At 48.0% G+C, this 20,684-nt stretch carries 17 protein-coding genes; 7 read left to right on the forward strand and 10 right to left on the reverse strand.

Annotated features, from left to right (window positions below; genetic code table 11):
• Window positions 1–102: 102 nt before the first annotated feature.
• From glnL to F458_RS0110335, 3 genes are all read left to right on the forward strand, one after another.
• Window positions 103–1,188 carry a nitrogen regulation protein NR(II) gene (gene glnL / locus F458_RS0110325; RefSeq protein ID WP_018983344.1) on the forward strand — a complete coding sequence of 362 codons (1,086 nt, stop codon included), beginning with the start codon at window positions 103–105 and terminating at the stop codon, window positions 1,186–1,188.
• A complete protein-coding gene (gene glnG / locus F458_RS0110330) occupies window positions 1,181–2,593 on the forward strand; it encodes a nitrogen regulation protein NR(I) (RefSeq protein ID WP_018983345.1) in 1,413 nt (470 codons plus the stop codon). The genes glnL and glnG overlap by 8 nt, the downstream gene beginning before the upstream one ends.
• Before the next feature lie 265 nt (window positions 2,594–2,858).
• Window positions 2,859–4,352: a tryptophan halogenase family protein gene (locus tag F458_RS0110335; protein WP_018983346.1), complete on the forward strand. Its 1,494-nt coding sequence runs from the start codon at window positions 2,859–2,861 to the stop codon at window positions 4,350–4,352.
• Between the two features lie 94 nt (window positions 4,353–4,446).
• Here F458_RS0110335 and F458_RS0110340 read toward each other — a convergent pair whose 3' ends face one another.
• Genes F458_RS0110340 through F458_RS0110350 form a run of 3 tightly spaced genes read right to left on the reverse strand, consistent with a single transcriptional unit; the run spans window position 4,447 to window position 8,529 of the window.
• Entirely contained in the window at window positions 4,447–5,832 is a 1,386-nt protein-coding gene (locus F458_RS0110340) for a TolC family protein (protein ID WP_018983347.1), read from the reverse strand.
• Window positions 5,832–6,866, reverse strand: a complete 1,035-nt coding sequence (locus F458_RS0110345; RefSeq protein WP_018983348.1) for an efflux RND transporter periplasmic adaptor subunit — start codon at window positions 6,864–6,866, stop codon at window positions 5,832–5,834. The genes F458_RS0110340 and F458_RS0110345 overlap by 1 nt, the downstream gene beginning before the upstream one ends.
• Window positions 6,856–8,529 carry an ABC transporter transmembrane domain-containing protein gene (locus F458_RS0110350; protein WP_018983349.1) on the reverse strand — a complete coding sequence of 558 codons (1,674 nt, stop codon included), beginning with the start codon at window positions 8,527–8,529 and terminating at the stop codon, window positions 6,856–6,858. Before F458_RS0110350 ends, F458_RS0110345 begins: the two co-directional genes overlap by 11 nt.
• A 99-nt stretch (window positions 8,530–8,628) precedes the next feature.
• Here F458_RS0110350 and F458_RS0110355 point away from each other — a divergent pair, with 99 nt between their 5' ends.
• On the forward strand, window positions 8,629–9,537 hold the full coding sequence (locus F458_RS0110355; protein ID WP_018983350.1) for a LysR family transcriptional regulator: 909 nt from the start codon (window positions 8,629–8,631) through the stop codon (window positions 9,535–9,537).
• Here F458_RS0110355 and F458_RS0110360 read toward each other — a convergent pair.
• Window positions 9,534–10,694 (reverse strand): HD domain-containing phosphohydrolase, encoded by a 1,161-nt coding sequence (locus F458_RS0110360; RefSeq protein ID WP_018983351.1) that lies wholly within the window; start codon window positions 10,692–10,694, stop codon window positions 9,534–9,536. The two genes, F458_RS0110355 and F458_RS0110360, sit on opposite strands and share 4 nt — an antisense overlap.
• Window positions 10,695–10,863: 169 nt before the next feature.
• On the opposite strand from F458_RS0110360, the gene F458_RS0110365 reads away from it, so the two are divergent.
• A complete protein-coding gene (locus F458_RS0110365) occupies window positions 10,864–11,589 on the forward strand; it encodes a 1-acylglycerol-3-phosphate O-acyltransferase (protein WP_018983352.1) in 726 nt (241 codons plus the stop codon).
• A 33-nt stretch (window positions 11,590–11,622) separates the two neighbouring features.
• The gene (rraB, locus tag F458_RS0110370; RefSeq protein ID WP_018983353.1) at window positions 11,623–12,021 is read left to right on the forward strand and encodes a ribonuclease E inhibitor RraB; all 399 of its coding nucleotides are present in this window, start codon (window positions 11,623–11,625) and stop codon (window positions 12,019–12,021) included.
• A gap of 123 nt (window positions 12,022–12,144) precedes the next feature.
• On the opposite strand, the gene F458_RS0110375 is transcribed toward rraB, so the two are convergent.
• The gene (locus tag F458_RS0110375) at window positions 12,145–13,788 is read right to left on the reverse strand and encodes an amidase (RefSeq protein ID WP_018983354.1); all 1,644 of its coding nucleotides are present in this window, start codon (window positions 13,786–13,788) and stop codon (window positions 12,145–12,147) included.
• A 221-nt stretch (window positions 13,789–14,009) separates the two neighbouring features.
• Between F458_RS0110375 and F458_RS0110380 the strand changes: the two genes are divergently transcribed.
• Window positions 14,010–14,948, forward strand: coding sequence for a S41 family peptidase (locus F458_RS0110380; protein WP_083928619.1), 939 nt, complete (start codon window positions 14,010–14,012; stop codon window positions 14,946–14,948).
• Window positions 14,949–15,102: 154 nt separating this feature from the next.
• Here the strand turns inward: F458_RS0110380 and F458_RS0110385 are convergent, their stop codons facing one another.
• From F458_RS0110385 to F458_RS0110410, 5 genes are all read right to left on the reverse strand, one after another.
• On the reverse strand, window positions 15,103–15,819 hold the full coding sequence (locus F458_RS0110385; RefSeq protein WP_018983356.1) for a hypothetical protein: 717 nt from the start codon (window positions 15,817–15,819) through the stop codon (window positions 15,103–15,105).
• 147 nt (window positions 15,820–15,966) lie between these two features.
• Window positions 15,967–16,653, reverse strand: a complete 687-nt coding sequence (locus F458_RS0110390) for an RES family NAD+ phosphorylase (RefSeq protein WP_018983357.1) — start codon at window positions 16,651–16,653, stop codon at window positions 15,967–15,969.
• Entirely contained in the window at window positions 16,647–17,036 is a 390-nt protein-coding gene (locus F458_RS0110395; protein ID WP_018983358.1) for an antitoxin Xre-like helix-turn-helix domain-containing protein, read from the reverse strand. Before F458_RS0110395 ends, F458_RS0110390 begins: the two co-directional genes overlap by 7 nt.
• Window positions 17,037–17,346: 310 nt before the next feature.
• On the reverse strand, window positions 17,347–18,171 hold the full coding sequence (locus F458_RS0110400; protein ID WP_018983359.1) for a CmcJ/NvfI family oxidoreductase: 825 nt from the start codon (window positions 18,169–18,171) through the stop codon (window positions 17,347–17,349).
• A 376-nt stretch (window positions 18,172–18,547) separates the two neighbouring features.
• Entirely contained in the window at window positions 18,548–20,299 is a 1,752-nt protein-coding gene (locus F458_RS0110410; RefSeq protein WP_018983361.1) for a PAS domain S-box protein, read from the reverse strand.
• Between the last annotated feature and the right edge of the window lie 385 nt (window positions 20,300–20,684).

Genomic DNA, 20,684 nt, shown 5'->3' on the forward strand with positions numbered 1-20,684 from the left:
TGCGTGACGTTTCTGCTGAAGGTGTTGGTGCATAGTCATTGGTGCTCGGGCTAACAGACAGACCGCAATGCACCAATAATGTGCAAAGGAGTATTTGCAAATATGCATGGCACTGCCCATACGCCATATAACCTTCTTGATAACCTGAATACTGCACTGGTGATGATTGATGACCAGTTGAATATTGTGTATGCCAATCATTCAGGCGAAGCCCTATTTGAAACAGGGGTTAAACAGTTATATGGACATCCTCTGTATGATTTTTTCCTACCTGGCGCCATTCAACAATCACGACTAAAAGCTGCTATGCGACGCGGCGAGGATTTTACCGAGAATGAAGTCCGGCTCGTATTCAAAGATAATCGTTTTGTGATGGCAGATTTAACCGTCACAAATCTGCAGATTGAAAGCCGTGCCCGGCTGCTATTTGAAGTGCGACAGATAGATCAGCAAAAGCGTATTTCAAAAGAAAATTTGCAAAATGCACAGCATTACGCTGCCCGGGAGTTAGTGCGCGGCCTGGCTCATGAGATTAAAAATCCATTAGGCGGTATTCGTGGCGCAGCGCAGCTATTAGAAAAAGAACTTAACAACGAAGGGCTCAAAGAATTTACCCAAATGATTATTGAGCAGTCTGACAGATTAAGGGCTCTGGTTGATCGCCTGTTAGGGCCCAACGCCCTGCCCCGGTTACAGTGGAGTAATTTGCATCAGGCTTTAGAAAAAGTCCGCACACTAATGCAGGCTGACTCGGATAATCCAATCACCATTGTACGCGATTATGACCCGAGCATTCCCGATGTGCATGTGGACCAGGATATGGTGCAACAAGCCGTTCTCAACATCATCAGAAACAGTATTCAGGCGCTGACTGAAGCCAACACGCCTGCGCCGAGGATACGTCTGCAAACACGGGTAGAACGTCAAATGACCATTCAGGGTAAGCGTTATCCTCTTGTGGCGAAAGTAGCGATTGAGGACAACGGCCCCGGGATTCCCGACGAAATTAAAGACACGCTGTTTTATCCGATGGTAAGCAGCAAAACACAGGGCAGCGGCCTGGGCCTGTCTATCGCGCAAACCCTGATCAACCACCATGGCGGCCGCATTGATGTAGACAGTCACGCCGGCCATACCGAGTTTGTGTTGTACCTTCCCATAGACCGTAAGGAGTCAATTGATGAATAGTGAATCCGTCTGGATTGTAGACGATGACAGCTCCATACGCTGGGTAATTCAAAAGGCGCTACAAGCGGCGAACATCAGCTGTATTTGCTTTGAAAACCCTGAAGACTTGTTGCGCCAGCTACACAGCGGCCAGGCCCCCGAGGTGGTCATTTCAGATATTCGCATGCCGCAGATGGATGGCATGACGCTGTTAAAGGAAGTGCATGATGTGAATTCGATGATCCCGGTTATTATCATGACCGCGCATTCAGATCTGGATAGCGCTGTTAATGCTTATCAAAGCGGTGCATTTGAATATCTGCCTAAACCTTTTGATATAGATGATGCAGTAACACTATCTCAGCGGGCATTGGCCCACGCCCGGGAACAAAAACGCCATCAACAAGCTCCTGTTGAAGAACCGGCGCCGGAAATAATTGGTGAAGCTCCTGCTATGCAGGAAGTGTTTAGGGCCATAGGACGGTTGTCCCGTTCATCAATCAGTGTGTTGATTAATGGTCAGTCAGGCACAGGCAAGGAATTGGTGGCCCAGGCCTTACATCGCCACAGTCCGCGTTCGGCAAACCCGTTTATCGCCCTCAATATGGCGGCGATCCCGGCTGATTTGGTGGAATCAGAATTGTTTGGGCATGAGAAAGGCGCGTTTACTGGCGCTCAGAATGCGCGCCAGGGCCGATTTGAGCAAGCTAACGGTGGCACGCTTTTTCTGGATGAAATTGGCGATATGCCGTTAGATGTGCAGACCCGTTTGTTGCGGGTACTGGCAGACGGTCAGTTTTATCGTGTGGGCGGCCATCAATCGGTGACGGTGGATGTTCGAATTATTGCTGCCACACATCAAAATCTTGAGCAACGGGTTCATGAAGGAAAATTCAGGGAAGATTTGTTCCACCGCCTGAATGTTATTCGCATTCATCTGCCCTCACTGGCAGAAAGGCGCGAAGACATTGGCTTGCTTGCCGGTCATTTTTTGCGTCAGGCTGCTGTAGAGCTTGATGTCGAAACAAAAACACTGAGTAAGGAAACAGAAAAACTGATGGCCAGGTTACCGTGGCCAGGAAACGTCAGGCAACTGGAAAATGTATGTCGCTGGCTAACCGTGATGGCCAGCGGACAGGAAGTTCTGCCCCACGACCTGCCCCCGGAAATTCATAAAGACAGTGCTAAAGAGACCGGCCAGAAAAAAGCTGAAGACTGGCCCGAACTTCTGGCTCGCTGGGCCGATAACCAGCTTAATGCCGGGCAATTTGATATTTTAAATGATGCTATGCACACCTTTGAAAAAATCATGCTGGAGCGTGCTCTGCATTATACCCATGGTCATAAACAGGACGCGGCCAGACGCCTGGGCTGGGGAAGAAATACTCTTACCCGCAAACTTAAAGAACTTGATGTGCCCGGTTGAAAGTTTTTCTTCAATTTCCAATGACTGGGCAGCTTAAAGCCCAGTATTAATTTTAGCTTCAGGCCCACTGCATAGAAGATGTCTTGTAACTCAAAGATGCTTCGGATGGCAGGACAAATTATAGTCTGAACAGAGAGTCTGGCGACTACGTGGTCGACTACCTTATGGTTTTTAACTTCCTACGGTGCCAATATCCAGTTGCTTTTATGTGAAGATTCACTACAGTGCCCTGTTAGTGATTGGTTAGAGCTATAAGGATAACCCCATGCAAGATCCCGTTCGCAAAGTTGTTATCGCCGGGGGAGGCACAGCTGGATGGATGACAGCAGCCCTGTTAAAAAAGGTGCTTCAGGCGCAGGTTGACATTGAGCTGGTGGAGTCAGAAGATGTTGGCACTATCGGCGTTGGTGAAGCTACCATTCCACCCATTCAGACATTTAATCAATTTCTGGGGCTGGACGAAAAGGCTTTTTTACGGGAAACCAATGGGACCATTAAGCTTGCCATCGCATTTGAAAACTGGCGCAAACAGGGTGAAAGCTACTTTCATACTTTTGGCGCGCCAGGCGCTACGTTAGGAATTTGTGGTTTTCAACATTACTGGTTGCGTGCCCGAAAAGCGGGTCTGGACGCCTCTTTATGGGATTTTGATCTTAATTATCTTGGCTGCAAGGCCGGTAAATTCAACAAAATCCAGTCGGAAAATCCGGTTTATAACATGGGCTATGCCTACCATTTTGATTCTACGCTGTATGGTCAGTTTTTACGCCGACTTGCTGAGCAGGCCGGTGCGAAGCGAACTGAAGGTATGATTGAACATGTGTCGCTGAATACCAAAACCGGCTTTGTAAATGGTCTGCAGTTAACTGACGGGCGCCAGGTTACGGGCGATTTTTTTATCGACTGTACCGGTATGCGAAGCCTGTTATTGCAAAAAGCGCTGGGGGTTGCCTATGAAGACTGGTCGCACTGGCTGGCCGCTGATTCCGCGCTGGCTGTGCCGTCACAGCGCCACCAGCAGACAGCGCCCTATACCCGCAGTATTGCCCGTGAGGTGGGCTGGCAGTGGCGAATTCCCCTGACCCATCGTAATGGTAATGGGCTGGTTTACAGCTCAGCATATCTGAATGACGACAAAGCGCGTAATATGTTGATGGATAATCTTGATACAGAGGCCCTCGATGAGCCGCGTAAAATTCGTTTTAAAACCGGTCGGGCTGAAAAGCAATGGCACAAAAATGTCGTGGCCATTGGTTTGTCCAGCGGCTTTTTGGAGCCTCTGGAATCAACCAGCATTCATCTGATTCAATCAGCAATTGTGCGGCTGTTAAAAATGTTTCCAAACAACGCTGTGACCCCTTCCATGGAAGCATTATATAACGAAGAGTCGAAAGACGAATATGAAACCATTCGCGATTTCATCATCCTGCATTACTACCTTAACGAACGAGACGATTCTGATTTCTGGCAGGATATGCAGCGGCTAACATTACCTGATAGGCTGGCGCAAAAGATTAATGCCTTTAAAGATACCGCCACTGTTTTTAATGAACAAAATGATATGTTCCGGGATGCTTCCTGGGTGCAAGTTATGATGGGCCAGGGAATAATGCCTGCCGATTATCATCCGTCAGCTGATGTGCACAGTGACTCTGCAATACTTGATATCATGGCAAAAGTCTATGAGGCAAAACAACAACCTATCGCTCAAATGTTATCTCATGACGACTTTCTGGCCAGGTACACGAAGATTCAATAAGTCTAAAGGCGCTTTGTTTGATAATAAGTCCACTGGCATTGCATTTATGCGAGTTGACACAGCAAAAATAAAATAAGCTGGTTACGCGGCGTGGCTAACGGGAAACCAGCGCAGCAGGAAGTTGCGCTGACACATAGTACAATGCCAGTTGTGCTCTGAGCTCATCAACCTTTGCTGAAATTAACTTTAGCTGTGCCTTTATAAAGGTAATCTGACGGGCGTTTAGTACAAATACATCGGTATCTCCAATATCAAACCGGGTTTTTTCCACCGCTTGCAAGCGCTCAGCCAATGCGGCAGCTTGCTGATTTAATTCAGTAAGATCCTGACTTTGTTGCCACTTTGCTACCGCTGTATCGAATTGCTGGGCCAGCTTTTGTTCGGCATCGGCGAGCTTGAATGTCATTTCACGCAACTTGGCTTGCGCACCGGCAGCTTTCGCCTTGGCTTTGCGGTTGCCCAGCGGATAGTTAAAATCCAGTCCCACTTTGGTATCGGTTTGCATAAGGGAGGTCGGCCCACTACCTAAATCTCTGGCCAGTTCGGCTTTCATATCCAGTTTGGGTAACAAATTGTTTTGCGCCAGACGTTGCTTGTTACGCTGTTGTTTTATCGCCAGGTTCAAATCATCTGTTAATGGATGCACAGTCAGATGATGGCGCAAATCACTCAATTGTGTGTGATTGACCTGATAAGGCCATTGCTGGCTGTTAATCACCGGTTCAGCCCGGGTCACCCATTTAGGCGGTACATAATAAAACAGCTTAGTCGCAGCAGCTTGCAGCTTTTGTCTTTCGGTTGCTTTTAGCAAATCAATTTCAAGCAGATTGGCTTCAAATGCCTGCAGCACAACCTGCGCTTCATCACCTTGCTCCACCTTACGCACCAACACATTTTCCTGTTTTTCCAATGTGCGGCGTAATTCATTAAGTCGTTCTATTTTAAGATGGCTTTCGTACCAGTCCAGATAGGTCATTGCAGCAGAGTACATTAGCTTATTGACCCCCAGTAAATAACTGGTTTGCCAGCGCTCTATAGCAAGCCGGGCGTTCTGCTGCGCCGTACGGCGGTCATCTGTTTCTCGTCCGCGTAACAAAGATAACCTGACGCCCACTGCTGCTTCGCCACCAGATAATGTATCGTACTGCCCGTTATAATCCGGGAAATCACCGTCGGCAATACGATACTGGCTGTACACCTCACCATTCATGGTTGAAAGCGGCTGTGAAAATTCACTGGTGGAGACATCCCCGGAATAGTACCCAGACAAGCGACTGTTGACCGACTGGGCCACATACGGATCAAACGCAGCATCGGCACTTTCCAGTTCGAATCGCTGTTGTTCACCCTGTTGTTCAATAGCTTGCAAATAAGGATGTGAGGTCATTACATGGGTAAGCATTTCAGATAACGATAACGTCTCGGCCCTGGCCGGATATACACCCATTAAAGTTAACGCCAGCAACAACCATGGCTTCATTATTTTTCTGCCTTCATCTTATTATCGAGCACTACCGGCTTCGGCGGAAAGTTGTTCAATTGCCGCCACAATTCGTAGCCCAGGCGCACTTCTTCAAGTAATACCCACGCTTTAACCCTGCTGCCAAACCGTACAACCTGCTCCTGTGGCCAGGGTTGTCCTTCAGGATCTGGCGCTATCCAGACGTTAAAATTACCAATATTGTCGGCTACTGGCTCAACGTAAATCACTTCGCCGCCAAAAGTGCCGATGGCGGCTTCCGGCCAGCCACTAAACTGAAAGACCGGCCAGCCCTCAAATTGTAGTCTGGCTTTTCTACCCACTTCAATTAAAGGTGCGTCCATACCACTGACCGTGACCCTGACATGACGCTGGACGCCTTCAGGAATAAACTCACCCAGTACTTCACCAGCTTTCACATAGGTAGACGGACCGCCGGACTTAAGTTTGATAACCACCCCATCAGAGGGCGCAACCTTGGTCTGGGTACGTTGCCGTGACAACGAAACACTTGCTTTATTTATGTCAGACTGCGACTTAGCCGCTTTAGCAACAAGTTCCTGTAGCTTTATCTGGGCCGCCTCAACGGTCTTATCCGAGGCCACCCCTTGCTCCAGCAGCGTTTGTTGGCGATTCAGATTATTGCGCGCATTAGCTACTGCGCTCTGATTTGCAGCATGGACAGCCTGCGCGGCATCAAGCTGGGCCTGCAGCTTACTCACCAATTCCTCGTCAACATCGATCAGTGTAACAATCGGCTGGCCCTGTTCTACCAGCTCACCTTCATTAACATGCCATTGTTTTATCTGTCCTGATACCAGCGCTGATATTGCCTGAGTACGCTGGGCAGGATCCAGTGAGTCCACCTGACCGGTTCCATAAGCCGTTTGCACCCATGGTGTGAACCACAACAATGCAGCAACCAGAATGACTAACACCACAACGACCCCTGCCAGTATTTTATAGGCACTGGGAAGATAGTCGTTTCTTAATGCAGAGATTTTATCCAGATAGCGCGCTTCGTTATGATGCATGAGGCTCTCCGTCAGCGACATGTACGCTCGAAGAAGCAAGGTCTTCCAGGGTCACGGTTTGATCAAAAAAGCGGTCATTCGGCGCGTTGGTGAAATATAGTACGGTAGCATTTATATTTTCCAGCACCTTAAGCAAATGCAGCCTGGTCGCTGCTGGAATTGCATCAAAATGCTGATTGACCAGTACAATGCTGGGTTTGGTTAAGATGGTCGCAGCCAGTTTTAACAACAGTAATTCTACAGGTTGAAGTGGGTTGCCCATCACCGATAAGGTCGTGTCCAGCCCGTCCGGCAACTCTTCTATCGTTTCATAAAGATGAACCTGACGCAGTGCATCGTACACTTCTCCGCTACCCGCGTCCGGCGCCGCCATTTTAAAGTATTCTTTAACCGTACATTCTACCATCAGCGCCCGATCTATCGTGGATATGCATTGCCGAAGCTCAAAGATATCGTAATCCTGGAGGGCTTTTTCGCCCAGAAAGATAACTCCCCGGGGAGCATTTTCGTGACGCTTGATAAAACTGACCAACTGCTTCTGCATCCACGCATGCTTAGTCATGACGAAGCACTTTTGGCCCGCAGGTACTGACCAGGTTAATGAATAATTATGATGAGTGTGTTTCAGTTTGACGTGATCAAACCGTAACGCCGAAGATGCCGGTAATGCCTGCTGAGTTTGATCGGCATCTTCCTGGGGCATTTTGAGTGCGCCACCCAGCTTTTCTGCTGCACCATATAGCTCATAGTAAAGCTTAAGATAGATAGAAAACCGGGAGATCCCTAAAAATACGGCTGACATAATTAGCTCGGCCGCTACCAGTTGCCCCAAGGATAATTGCCCCTGAACAACCAGGTAGCCGCCAATACCAAGTAACGAAGCGCTGGCAGCAGCATATAGCAACAGAAACATCACAGCCTGGGTGAAGGTAAACCGAAAATGCTGCCGATGAGCACTTAGGTAGCCTTCAATGTGCTTTTGTGTGTTGCCCGCGGCATAGTCAAGATGGCGACTGGATTTGAAAAACTCGTGGGCAGCGGCGATATCACTAAGCCATTTTGCCCCATCATATTTTGCCTGAGATAGGCGAACTGCAGAGCGTTTGGCGCCTTTTCCCCATATTTTCCATATACCCAGCATGACGAGCAGAATGAGTATATTAAATGCAAAAAATGCCGGATGATAAAAACTCACCAGGGTAAACCCAACCAGCATTTGTAGTACAAGCGCGAAACCGTCAATCATCAGTGAAGGAATGTTTTTCTGCAGCGTCATAATATCAAAATAACGCTGCGTGATGGCCACATTACGACGACCTTCGAAAAAGCGGTGGGGGGCAAAGATTGTTTTCAGGCTCAGCTGAGACGTCAGTCGCGAATAGACTTTACGTTCATAATATTCCATCACACGCATACGCAGAGCACTGAAAATCCCAGAGACAAGCAGGATAATAAACAATACCACGGCCAGCGTAATAACAGCCTGAACCGACGCCGTATTTACCACACTATTAATAAGCGTCTGTACCGCCAATGGCACTGCCAGCGTTAACAGACCAATTGCCACACCATAGACAATCGCGGCGGTAAAAAAATGCCGATCTGGTTTCAATAGCGAGAATAATGTTTTGCGAACAGATTTGAGATCTATATTTTTGGCCATCATTCAACCACAGATGAAATGGAAGTTAGAGTCTAATCATCTTTACCATCAGTGTAAAACTGATAATATCGAGATATAACATCGGTTTTTTCTTACAATATGCATCAACTTAATTATCGTCACCTCTATTACTTCTACCTTACAGCGAAGCTTGGCAGTATTGCCAGCGCAGCAAAAACATTACATGTTACTCCCCAGACTGTCAGTGGACTGCTTTCAACATTTGAGGCACAGTGTGGTCAGCCCCTATTTGACCGTATTGGCAAACGGTTGCAGCCCAATGCAATGGGAAAGCAGGTGTATCAGCATGCTCAGGAAATATTTAAAAAAGGTAATGAGCTGGCCGAACTGCTGCGCTCAGGCGATGCGCAAACATCTAACGAGTACACCGTAGGTCTGACCGACGCGATTCCAAAAGTGCTGGCATATGAATTTATCCACCAGACAATGCTAGCTAACCCTAAGGTACGCTTTGTCTTTAAGGAAGGTTTATTTGATGATTTACTAAGCGAAATGGCTGTGAACCGAATTGACATAGTCCTTGCTGATCGTGGCGTCGCCCCCGGGGCAGCCGTGAGCGCGGTGGGTCATTCACTGGGTACCAGCGCGGTCAGCTTTTTTGCCAGCATGCCATTAGCTAACCGCCTTAAAGCGGAATTTCCTGACTCATTAAACCAGGCCGCGATGCTGATGCCCGGCGTCAGGTCGGGGATAGCGTTTGGTCTTAGTGCATGGCTAGAGGATCGCCAGTTATTCCCCAAACAAGTAGCAGAATTTGACGACAGCGCGTTGCTCAAACTGTTTGGCGCAGAGGGCTTTGGTGTATTTTGTGCGCCTTCATGCATAGCAGAACATGTGGAACAACAATACCAGGTGCGCTGGATTGGCCAGGCCGATACACTGCAGGAACACTTTTTTGCATTAACCCGCCATAACCAAACCAATACGACCATTGCGCGGCAAATTATAGACCATGCCACGGCACTGTTAGCAGCCCCTGCTCGCTAGCTTGCCGGCTGGGTCAGTAATGCAGTCATCACCGCATTAAAATGACGCATCCACTCAGCGCTGAACTGCCCTCTCGCCTGGCGATTCATTTCAATTACCGCCTGCTTTTTTGAGATTTCAGTCGCTTTATTGTGCGCGCGGGAGTGGGTCATTGCATCATAAGTGTCAAGGATCGCCAGTAGCTTAGCACCGTCACAAATATCGTTTTCCTTTAAACCTAGCGGATAGCCACTGCCATCAGGGCGCTCATGATGCTGCATGACAATTTTACGGGCATGATCCCATTGTTCCAGATGCTCCAGTAATCGCGAGCTTTTATAAACATGAGAACGCATCAGGTTAAATTCGATGTCAGTCAGCGGCTCTGTTTTGTTGAGCAAGTGCAACGGCATGAAAGCCATCCCGAAATCATGAACATAACAGGCTACCGCTAATTGGTCATCATCGATAGGGTTACCGGCCTGATGATTAATATACATTGCCAGCTTCGCGATACGATCTCCCCGCCCCGCCCAATAATTAGACCGGTGCTCAATCGTTTGCATAAGCTCACGGAAAAAGAGCATGTCCATCTGACGCTCAGCGCTCAGAGATTTCGGAATACCGGTGTTAGACAGGGTTGCCGGAAGCGTCTGACCTTCAGGCCGAAACGCTGAGTTCCCGTCTGTCGGATTATCAAAAGAAGCATCCAGAGACGGATTTAACAGCAGTACTGCCTCATGTAACAGCCGTTCATGATCTGCCTGATTATCAGGCGTAATCCGCGATACTGCTAACACTAGCTTGTCATGCAGTTCGCTATCGTAATCAGCTTTACCATGATTCATCACCGCTTCTACAAAAACCTTGACCCTGTCCATCGTTAGCAATACGAGGTCGCTCATGGTGCTGGTATACTGCATCTGGCCTTTGCGCAACCAATCAAGCAAGTCTTCTACATGCTGCAACAGCGGGATCATAGGCGTAAAATTAACCAGTCCGAGATCCCCTTTTATGGTATGAATAGAGCGAAATAAAGCACGCTGTAATTCGTTATCTTGAGGCCTAATCTCAAGCTCAATGAGCGTTTGCTCACTGGCTTCATACAGCTCATTGATTTCCTCCATCAGGTCGGTCAGGATATCGTCATCTAAATCTTCTGGAACGAATGTTTGCATTAATTAAGTACCGCATGCAGCTAAAACGTGAATTCACCTGATAGGCTATCGGTTTAATGTCGCAACTGCTTTAGTTCTTTAGGTTAAATTTTACTAAATAAACTGATCGGACATCTATCTGCCAGCGAATAATTTATACTGCGCCGCAAATGCTTCTACAGGATCTTAAGTGCTCGCTATTTTAAGAATTTTTCTGCTATTTATCGCCTTCGTTCTTATCAATATTGTGGTTTTTGCGGTATGCGTGTTTCGACCATTTAACCGTAATAACGTGCATTTCGCCGGTAGTGCATACGCCATGATGGCACCGATTGTCGGGCTAAAGGTAAAGGTACGGCAGGCAGATGAGCATAAAATTCACACGCCCTACGTGTACATTGCCAATCATCAAAACAGCTTTGACATTATTACTATATGTAAAGCAGCCATGCCAGGCGTGGTAACAGTCGGAAAGAAGAGCCTGAAATGGATCCCCCTGTTTGGGCAGATCTACTGGCTCTCAGGAAACATCATGATAGACAGAAAGAACACCGGCAAAGCGCGTGACACACTATTGCTGGCAGGAAAAAAAATCAGAGAACGGCGCACATCAGTTTGGGTATTTCCGGAAGGCACACGTAGTTACGGTCGTGGCCTGCTACCATTTAAATCTGGCGCATTTCGGTTAGCCCAGGCGGTTAATGAACCGGTGGTGATGGTCACCGCGAGCGAAATGCATGAAAAAGTTAAATGGAATCGATGGGACAACGGTACGGTATTAATTGATATTTCCGCGCCTGTCACTGTCGACCAAAGCAAATCTGTACGGGAATGGGCTGATTTTTTTCGTCAGTCAATGCAGCAAAAAAAGCAGCAACTGGATGCTGAAGTCGCTGAACTGGATAAAAAGCGGTAAACTCGCCGGACTATTTCTTTGGGATCGCCAATTATGAAACAAATTGAAGAGCTAGCCGAATGGCACGAATTCAATCAGGAAACCATGGATGCACTGCTTGAAGACGGCAGTCAGACTGATGCCGACTATTCCATTGAGCATCATTTTGCCGGGCAGGATTTTGACCAGCTGGAAAAAGCTGCTGTTGATGCATTTAAAGCTGGTTTCGAGGTATCAGATGCAGAAGAAGTCTATCTGGATGATGGCGGTACCGCGTTTTGCTTTGACGCCATCATTGAAAGAAAGCTCAGCCGCGATTATTTGGATAAGGATGTAGAAACACTGCTGCATATTGCCGATAAACATGATGTGGTATATGACGGCTGGGGTACGTATTTTATGCCACGTAATGATGAACAGGCGGATACTGCCGAAGAGGATTTTGACGAGTAAGCGCATAATAGGCTCAGCCTGCCAGCTTTAAATTTTGCGCTGATAAAAAAAAGAGCAACTCGTGTTGCTCTTTTTACGTGTTACCCACCCTGCTCGACTTGTCTATCGATTGCAGTTTAATGTTTAAAGGCGCGGACTCAGTGCACGCTGTATCTCAGGTAATGCTGCAGCATTCTTAAGATATTGTGGAGTCAGTCTTTGTTTTGATTGCTGTTCATAGGCAAATGCGTAGGAAAGTACATTGATGTCCTGCTGGTTACTGCCTATGAAGGAAAGGCCCACGGGTAACGCTTTAAACCCGCCCATAGGCACAGTGATATGCGGATAACCGGCACGTGCAGCAGGTGAACCGTAGCCCGGCCAACTGCCCGGCCAGACATCACCATTGATAGGGTCGATTCGTGGCGCCAGCACACCTGTGGGGGCCACTAATACATCAACCTCATGGTTAGCCAATAATGTATCTATGCTGTTTCGTGCGGTTTTCTGAACCAGTTCAAGACTGTCCTGATACTCTGCACTATCCAGTCCACCCATTGTATCGGAAGCGGTAAAAATGCTCTGATCGAATAACGCCAGCTCGGTATCTGCATGTTTTCGGTTAAATTCAATAAGTTCACTGAGCGTACGCGGTTTAACCTGGTCAGCCGAGGTGGAGGCCAGATATTCATTTATACCGGCTTTAAACTCGTATTTAAGTAAGTCGTAAGCCATCCGGTTATAATTTTCTGGCGTTTCCGGGCTCTTCTCAATGCTGACCAGTATTGCACCGGCCGCCTTAAGATCCTCCAGCGCTTGCTCAAATAACGATGCAATGGCCTGATTTCCACCTGTGGCAAACTCCAGTACACCTACACGTACACCGTTCAACGCCTCGCTATCTAATCTGGCTGTATAATCAACCGCAGGCGACTGCGTGGCCATAGCGTTCATTAGCATTGCTGCGCCCCTGACCGTTTTTGTCATAGGGCCGGCAGTATCCTGTGAGCGAGAAATAGGCACAATGTATTGCTGTGGTACGATGCCAACGCTAGGTTTAAAGCCCACCACCCCATTGACGTTCGCCGGACAGGTAATGGATCCATTGGTCTCTGTGCCGACAGTCGCAGCAGCCAGCGACGCGGCGGCGGCCACGCCGGATCCGGAGCTTGAGCCACATGGGTTACGATCCAGCATATGCGGATTTTTCACTTGTCCCCCCAGTGCGCTCCAACCGCTCATGGAACGTTCAGAACGAAAGTTTGCCCACTGGCTTAGGTTTGTTTTACCCAGGATAATCGCGCCCTGAGCACGTAAACCAGCCACTAATGGGCTGTCTCTGCCTGTGATATTATCTTTCAGCGCCCACGCGCCGGCGGTGGTGGCCATAGCATCTTTTGACTCGATGTTATCTTTTAGCAAAATTGGCACACCATGTAGCGGGCCTCTCAGATCGCCCGCCTGACGCGCCTCATCCAGCATTTTTGCCTGCGCGAGCGCCTCCGGATTGAGCGTCAGAACCGCCTGCAATGCCGGACCATTTTTATCAATCGCATTAATGCGTTCTATATATTTCTGCACCAATTCTTCAGAACTTATGGTTCCATTAGCAAGTGCCTGGCTGATTTCAGGTAAAGACTGAACCAGCATCGGAGGGGGCTGAAATCCGCTTCGCGTTGAATTGTCCGGTGGCGCGTAGCTGTTGTCCGATTGAGAGCTACAGCCATTTAACATGGCCAGCGTGAGCACCGTCGTCAGAAATAGGGATTTTTTGATTTTTGCTTTCATAACATATCCGTTATTTTTTTCTATAACTTAGGGAATCTTCAGCAAAATAGCAATGCGCGCTAACCGGGTTGGTTTTATCCACCGGCCGGCAAATAAACCGTACCGACTGTCTGCAACACCTGATTTGACTGCCTGAGCGTTGACAATTGTCTCAGCTTGCTGCTTAGTTGAAAGTCCATCAGTCGAGCCATATATAACCTTTTAAAAAACTGAGAAAAGCAATGCGATGCATAACCTTATTGCTGGTCTTTACCCTCCTTTTCAAACATGCCCATGCAAGTTCGCTAATACCCGGTGAAGAGCAGATACTTGATCAGCAGGAAATAGTCACAGCCGTGACCGGCCTGATAGATGCAATAGACCAACAATACCTGTTCGAGACAAAGCGTCAGCGCATCACGACACAACTTACTCAGGCGCTGAGCAATGGCGAATTTGACGGTCATTTTTCATTTGGCCGGTTCAAAAGAAAAATGGAGGCAATGCTGGTCGCCGTATCACATGACAGTAACTTTGAACTTCAGTGGCGCTCGGGATTGACTGGCGACAGTAGCGGCGACCTGCTACCGGGCTCTGTTTCATGGCAGAAGCTGCCAGGTGATATAGGCTATATCAGCATAGAAGGCGATCTCGTTGCCAAAGGCTGGCAGAAAGACATCGATCGCGCTTTTGCTGCTTCAGTGGACAGTCGCGCGCTGATCATTGATGTCAGGAAAGCCGGTTTGAGCTCACTGGCCTTGTCTCACCACGTGCTTAGCCAGTTTATGCCTGCAGGTCAGCCGCTTTCTGTTATCACTTTTGCGCGACAGTCCACAGAACAGATGGTCTCAAATGGCTCACCACAGGCCTTTCCCCCAGCGCTGCCGATTTTTATCATTACCTCTCCTTTCGTAGCCGGCCCATGGGAGTTTGTAGCTTACACGTTAAAACACGCCGAAAGAGCCACTATTGTTGGTACACCGACCATGGGCGTAGGCTATCTGACCACCACAATCGTGCTGAGTGAACACGTAAAGCTGGTTATGGCAAATGCTGAATTACGTCACCCGAAGACCGACGAAAGCTGGCAGGGATGGGGAGTGTTACCAACTATCTACGCCGAGGCAGACCGTGCTATGGATGTAGCCTTAAAGCTGGCACAACGTACGCAAAGTAAGTAATGCAGCGCTCCCTCTCATGTGGCTGAGCGGTTTTAACAGACGAAATCGTGGCATTTTTTATTGAACGGCAACGGGCCCGAACACACATAAAGACTTAGGTGCATTGTCTAAGCACCAGGGCACTGCGGGAAGTAAGATTTTCTGGTAGATAACGTCATTGCCTGCGGTTTACATCTCTTACACTCAGGCGAAGCTCCAGCACCTTAATAGTGTCAAAGAAATCAAACTGTATCTCACACTCAGCATTTATCATCGCCCGCCATACGTAACGTAGCCGATCAGGTCTTGGCCCGGTCCAGAATGCTTTGGTTTTATTAATGTAGGCAATAACCGGCGCGATGTGGCCATCCCGATAAATTTGTCGAACAAAGTTCCAGTCCGGCCCGAAAGAACTCAACACCGCTGCGTCACCGGCTTCAATGGACTTCAGTAACGCATCAAAGGCCTCATCAGGGTTACCTTTCCTATATGCAAGCCATGCCTGCGCGATACCTACAGCATGTTTTTCACTGCTAAAACTGTCAAATACATCTCCGGCAATCTGTTGTTTTACACTCAGTGCATCAGCATGCTCAAAAACACGATCAATTTTGGCCTCAACCTCACTGACAGGGTCGAACTGGGCACTGTATTTCAGGTGTCTGCTTAAATCTCCTATTATCTGGAAAGGGTTGTCGCTGATGGCCAGACTGCGCTGGTAATCCCGCCACGTATCCACAAGCAAACGCCTGTTTTTTGCCTCATAATAAGCATACCGCGAGGCGATAAACTGGTGATAGGCAGGGTCGTCACACCCCTGCTCATAGTCTGCCCGGACACCCGCGCTGGTCAGCACTATTATTGACGCTACCACCCAAATAACGTTTTTCATTATCCAGCATATCTCACCGCCACAATGACTTTGATACAGTAAATACAGCCAGATTGATCGTCACGCCATGGTATCGCGATAGACTTTGGCCGCCCGCGCACACAGCAGATACAGATTGCGCAAAAGCAAAAATGGCCTGATATCTCTTCAGACTACCTGATTTGTGTGTAGTTGCCCCTCCCGATACACCATCTCATAATGTTTGGCCTGAATAACGCGCTTTACAGTTCTTGGCGAAAATAGTCCATAACAATAAGTACCCTGTCTTCGCACTGAGGGGTAACGTAAGCCTGCCACCTTATTCTGTCGCAGTGCTAATCCGAGTTGCTGTGATTGATGATAGTCATTGGGAGCCAGTATTGCTTCAGTAGCCGTGCAATTTTCAAGGTGTTTGAATTCGTCAGTGGTAAACGTACAGCAAAGTTCTCGAAAGACAAACCGGTCGTAAGCCAGATCTTGCACCTTTGAAAGATACTGATACTGGTGGTAAGCAACCTCAGCGATTGCCGTTTTTGAGCTATCAGCAATATACAATACGCCAAAGTCACCGGCGCTGAATCTGGAACCATCGGGATTTATATGTGTAAAGGGGGCCACTGCATATGAAAGACCATCGATACCAAAGGGAATTTCTTCAAATGGTAGCAGGTTAAGATTTCCAATGTCATTTTGCAGCCTTGGGTTGGTTAAGGCCTGGCAGGCATAGACTGCTTCCAGTTCATCAGCGTCAGCCACATCATCAAACAGTGGTATAGGAGGGAATTTAGAGTTAACCAGGCGATAGCCGGTTATCTCCCGAACCGCCAGCGAACTAATATCATCGACACTTACCACTGCGCGCCCCGAAGTGCATCAACACGTTTGAAGACCTCGTACAGTGTGGCCAGTGAGCCGCTTACCATAAGTTCGAACGGGGTTGCACCGTTAAAAAACGGATTATGGTTCTTCTTACGAACAAAACCATAGACATTTTCGGGGTTGTCAAAGACAGTACGCAGCGCTCCATGAATATTCAGAATATAGCTTACACGTTCTATCTGGTCCCGGCTGAGACTGACGTTTTCTTTGCGTTTTGCTCTGGCAATACTTGCTGATGAGACCCCCAGAATGCTTGCCATTTGTTCTGCGGTGGCTTGCCATTTACTCAGTACGTTTACAGCTACATGAAGACTTTTAGATGCGGCTTCGGATTGCGCTAATTGTGTGGCAGCCTGCATGATGCTCTCCAGATATCATTAATTAAATTATTTATCTACAGACCAACTATAGTCCCCATAGATAAAATTTACAAATATTGTTATCACCAGATAAATTACACGCGGCGCAGTGAAAATAATTTACGTTGTAAGTTTCGTTTTCCGGTAGCCACGGTTGCAAACGCCGAGTAACCACACTGTTGAACTGCTCCTGCTGCCCTTGAGAAAAGCGCTACCATATCGTTGCATCAGGCTCAGTTTTTGGGTGGTAAAGGCTCGTTTCACATAGACTCTGGTAGGGTTTTTGTCGCAGTAACCAAGCACGTTTGCGTTAAAAAAACACCAGACACCGGCTTTCAATGCTTTCCCGGGCTGGCATATTCGCTGGTGCCAGCGGATCGCGAAACGATGAGTGAGGAGTAAATCGGGCTCGACCGTCTTCAGCTGAATCGTATGTTTTGAACAACAGCACTTCATCAGGCTGCATGGTCGGATAAAAATACCAACGCTGCTGCGGGTTATATAGCGCCGCCTGAACCGCACCGACCCGTTCATCAGCGCGCCGTTCCATAGCAATCAAATCACAACTTTCAATACTTGTTGCATCACAGAATATGAGCGGTTGATCGTATACTGGATTGCGAATCGGCCGCCAGGCATTGATTATGGCAAACCGCCCCTGAGGTAAAGATGCTCTGTCTGTACCAGTACTCTTTAACCAGTCAGTTAATCGCTTGGGGCCTGACTGCGCCGTGTAGTCGTTGTGGACAATGTTCGCCGGCTCGCGGATCCCTGTCTGCCGTTGACGCTCCAGCGACGTACTTCTCCGGGTATCATCAAAAATCTCAACCCGGCGGGCGCCCGTTATGCGACTAACGAGGACTTTAAGCTCATCGTGATAGGTGTGGCGCAGCACATCATCATCATAGAAGTCACTTACTGCGCTGGCATGGGGAACAAGCAAAAACCCCTCCCGGTCCAGACTAGGTTTGATTAGGTCGGTCCTGGCATCTAACACCGGAACCTGTTGGTTACGAAAATTCCCCACATGTTCAGTTTTGTCTCCGCCACCCTTTGAAGGTACATATACCAGAGGTTCAGATAAATCGGCCAGAAATTTAAGCGTAGCAGTACGGGTAGGATGCGCAGTGTTCATCTTGTGCTCCCTTCAGCGAATACTAAGGATACTGTGTAAAGACCTACTCAGTATGTAATCTGTGTAACTGTATACGCTTACCTGGGAAGGTTGAGATCGCTTAAAGACCAGTGCCTATGCTACGTTACTTCTCCCCGTAGCATAGGCTATCGGCCTTGAGTTAACCGCCGTGATTAATGCCGCACCGTTACAAATGCTGAGTCATTTTCTCGTTATGGCAGCATCAGCTCTTCAGGACCGGGCAGCCCAGAGGCAAAAGCAGACATTATGATTAAGACTGCATTTTTAGCCCATGCCTTACCGAAGGTTCGCCATAGGTTTAATGCAATTCGGCGCGGCCAATTATTTATAGATGCAGCCATCGGGGCGCAATGGATTAATCATTAAACTTTTCCAGCGATTTGGCCAGTTCATCAATGCGACTTTCCGTTGTTGCCACCAAATCACCAATCTGCGATGCCGACTGCGATGACAAACTAGCCAGACTGCGCACTTCCGAAGCAACCACAGCAAAACCACGCCCTGCATCACCGGCCCGGGCTGCCTCAATCGCAGCATTGAGAGCCAGAAGATTAGTCTGACCGGCAATGCCTGAAATACTGCTGACGATGTCGCCAATCTGATTGCCAACCTTTAATAGCTCTTTCATCGCGTTGTCAGTTTCGTTCAAAGCGATTTGTCGACTGGTCACATCCACACCAAAAACTACCAGACGATTCACCTTGCCCTCAAAGTCTTTTAGTTCGCACACCCGAGCATCTAATGAGCACACCTCGCCCTGACTGTTTTTAAATTCAAGCACGATGTTATCTGAGCCCCCGGAACGGGATGTGCCGCTAAGCATGCCTTTTGTCCGCAGCTGATTCCATAGCATTGATGATGCGCTCATGGCATCTTCGCGGCTTCCGGTAGTTTCAATAAATAATTCATTGGCATAAATCAGCTCGCCGTCAGGCTGCCATTCCACCACCATTAATGCCTCATTTAGTAAGTCGATACGCTCTTTGGCGTCTTTCGCATCCTGTTTGATCGCTGTGATATCTGCCTGCACAGACACGTAGCGATAAACCTCTCCTTGTGCGTTAAACACCGGGTTGATAGACATCGCGATCCAATATGGCTTGCCATTTTTAGCGTAGTTCAGGATCTCTTCGTAAAACGGCTCTTTGGCTTTTAGTTTCTGGCTGATAGCGTTTACCGTTTCCTGAGACGTTTCCCGGCCTTGCAAAAAGTCCCCCGGAACCCGCCCTTTCACCTCTTCGCCGGAATAGCCCGACATGGTTTGAAAGCCGGTATTGGTGTAAAGAATTTGTCCGTTCGCGTCAGTAATGACCACCGCATTACTGGTTTCGTTGGCCACCAGCGATAGCATTTCTACTTCATCACGCCGTTTGACCTCTTCGGTAACATCTTTCACAAAGGCGGTATAAAAGGTTTTATCTGCCAGGTCGATTTTGGCCAGCGTCACCAAGCCCCATTTAATCTGGCCGGATTTTGTGTGAACAGGCAGTTCGATAGGCTTACCAATCAGCTTATCCTGACCAGTCTGACGATTTTTATTCACATAACTATCGTGATTTGCGCGATGCTCCGGGGACACCAGCATTTTGATATTTTCACCCAGCATCTCTGATTCGCTGTACCCCCATAACGCCTGAGCAGCCGGATTAGCAAAAGTAATTTTATTGTTCTCATCAATAGTGACCACTGCATCATGGGCCTGAAACAAAACCTGCTCAGTCATTGAGCGAGCCGCGCGCTCTTCACTGCAATCGCGGGCAAAAGCGGTGTAATACTGTTTGCCCCCTACGTTGAGTTTAGACAACGTAATGTTTATCCAGGTTTTTGTGCCATCTTTGCGTTCCAGCTCTACCTCTACCGAGGAGCCAACGATTCTGTCGCCGCCCTGACTCCGGTGACGATTCACATACTGATCATGATTAGCCTGATGCATTCTGGGCACCAGCATCTTGACGTTCTGACCCACCACTTCTGTCGCCGAGTATCCCCAAAGCCTTTCAGCAGCCTGATTCATATACACAACATTATTATCCGGGTCTATCGTAACCACTGCGATAACACTTTGATCTATCGAACTTTGTGCAATTTTATACTTTTGGAAAAACATCGTTAGCCTCTAAACGTACAACCGGAGAAAATAGAAATCGTCAGGTGAGCTGTTTTTTAATGACCGTTATTACATCGCGTTTTTAAGAGCACACTGATGCAGGCTCATGATGTTTCGATACAGTGCCCTTTCCACCTGGATGTCGTGACTTTCTTTTAATAAAAAACACGTCATTTGCCAGGGGCGTGGCTTTCCATACAGTTTTAGAGATTCAAAGGCAAAAAACTATATCCTGACGAGTGCGCGCAGTATACAGATAAAGTGCTATGTTTCACGGCAATATTAATGAATTTTTTGCAATAAGCAGCCTTGACTGAGCGGAACAGGCGGTGGCGTAAACGGCGATATAAAATGCGAGTAAAGCAAGGGTGATGTGCCCTTCCTG

The organism is Salinimonas chungwhensis DSM 16280 (genome assembly GCF_000378185.1).
Classification (GTDB): domain Bacteria; phylum Pseudomonadota; class Gammaproteobacteria; order Enterobacterales; family Alteromonadaceae; genus Alteromonas; species Alteromonas chungwhensis.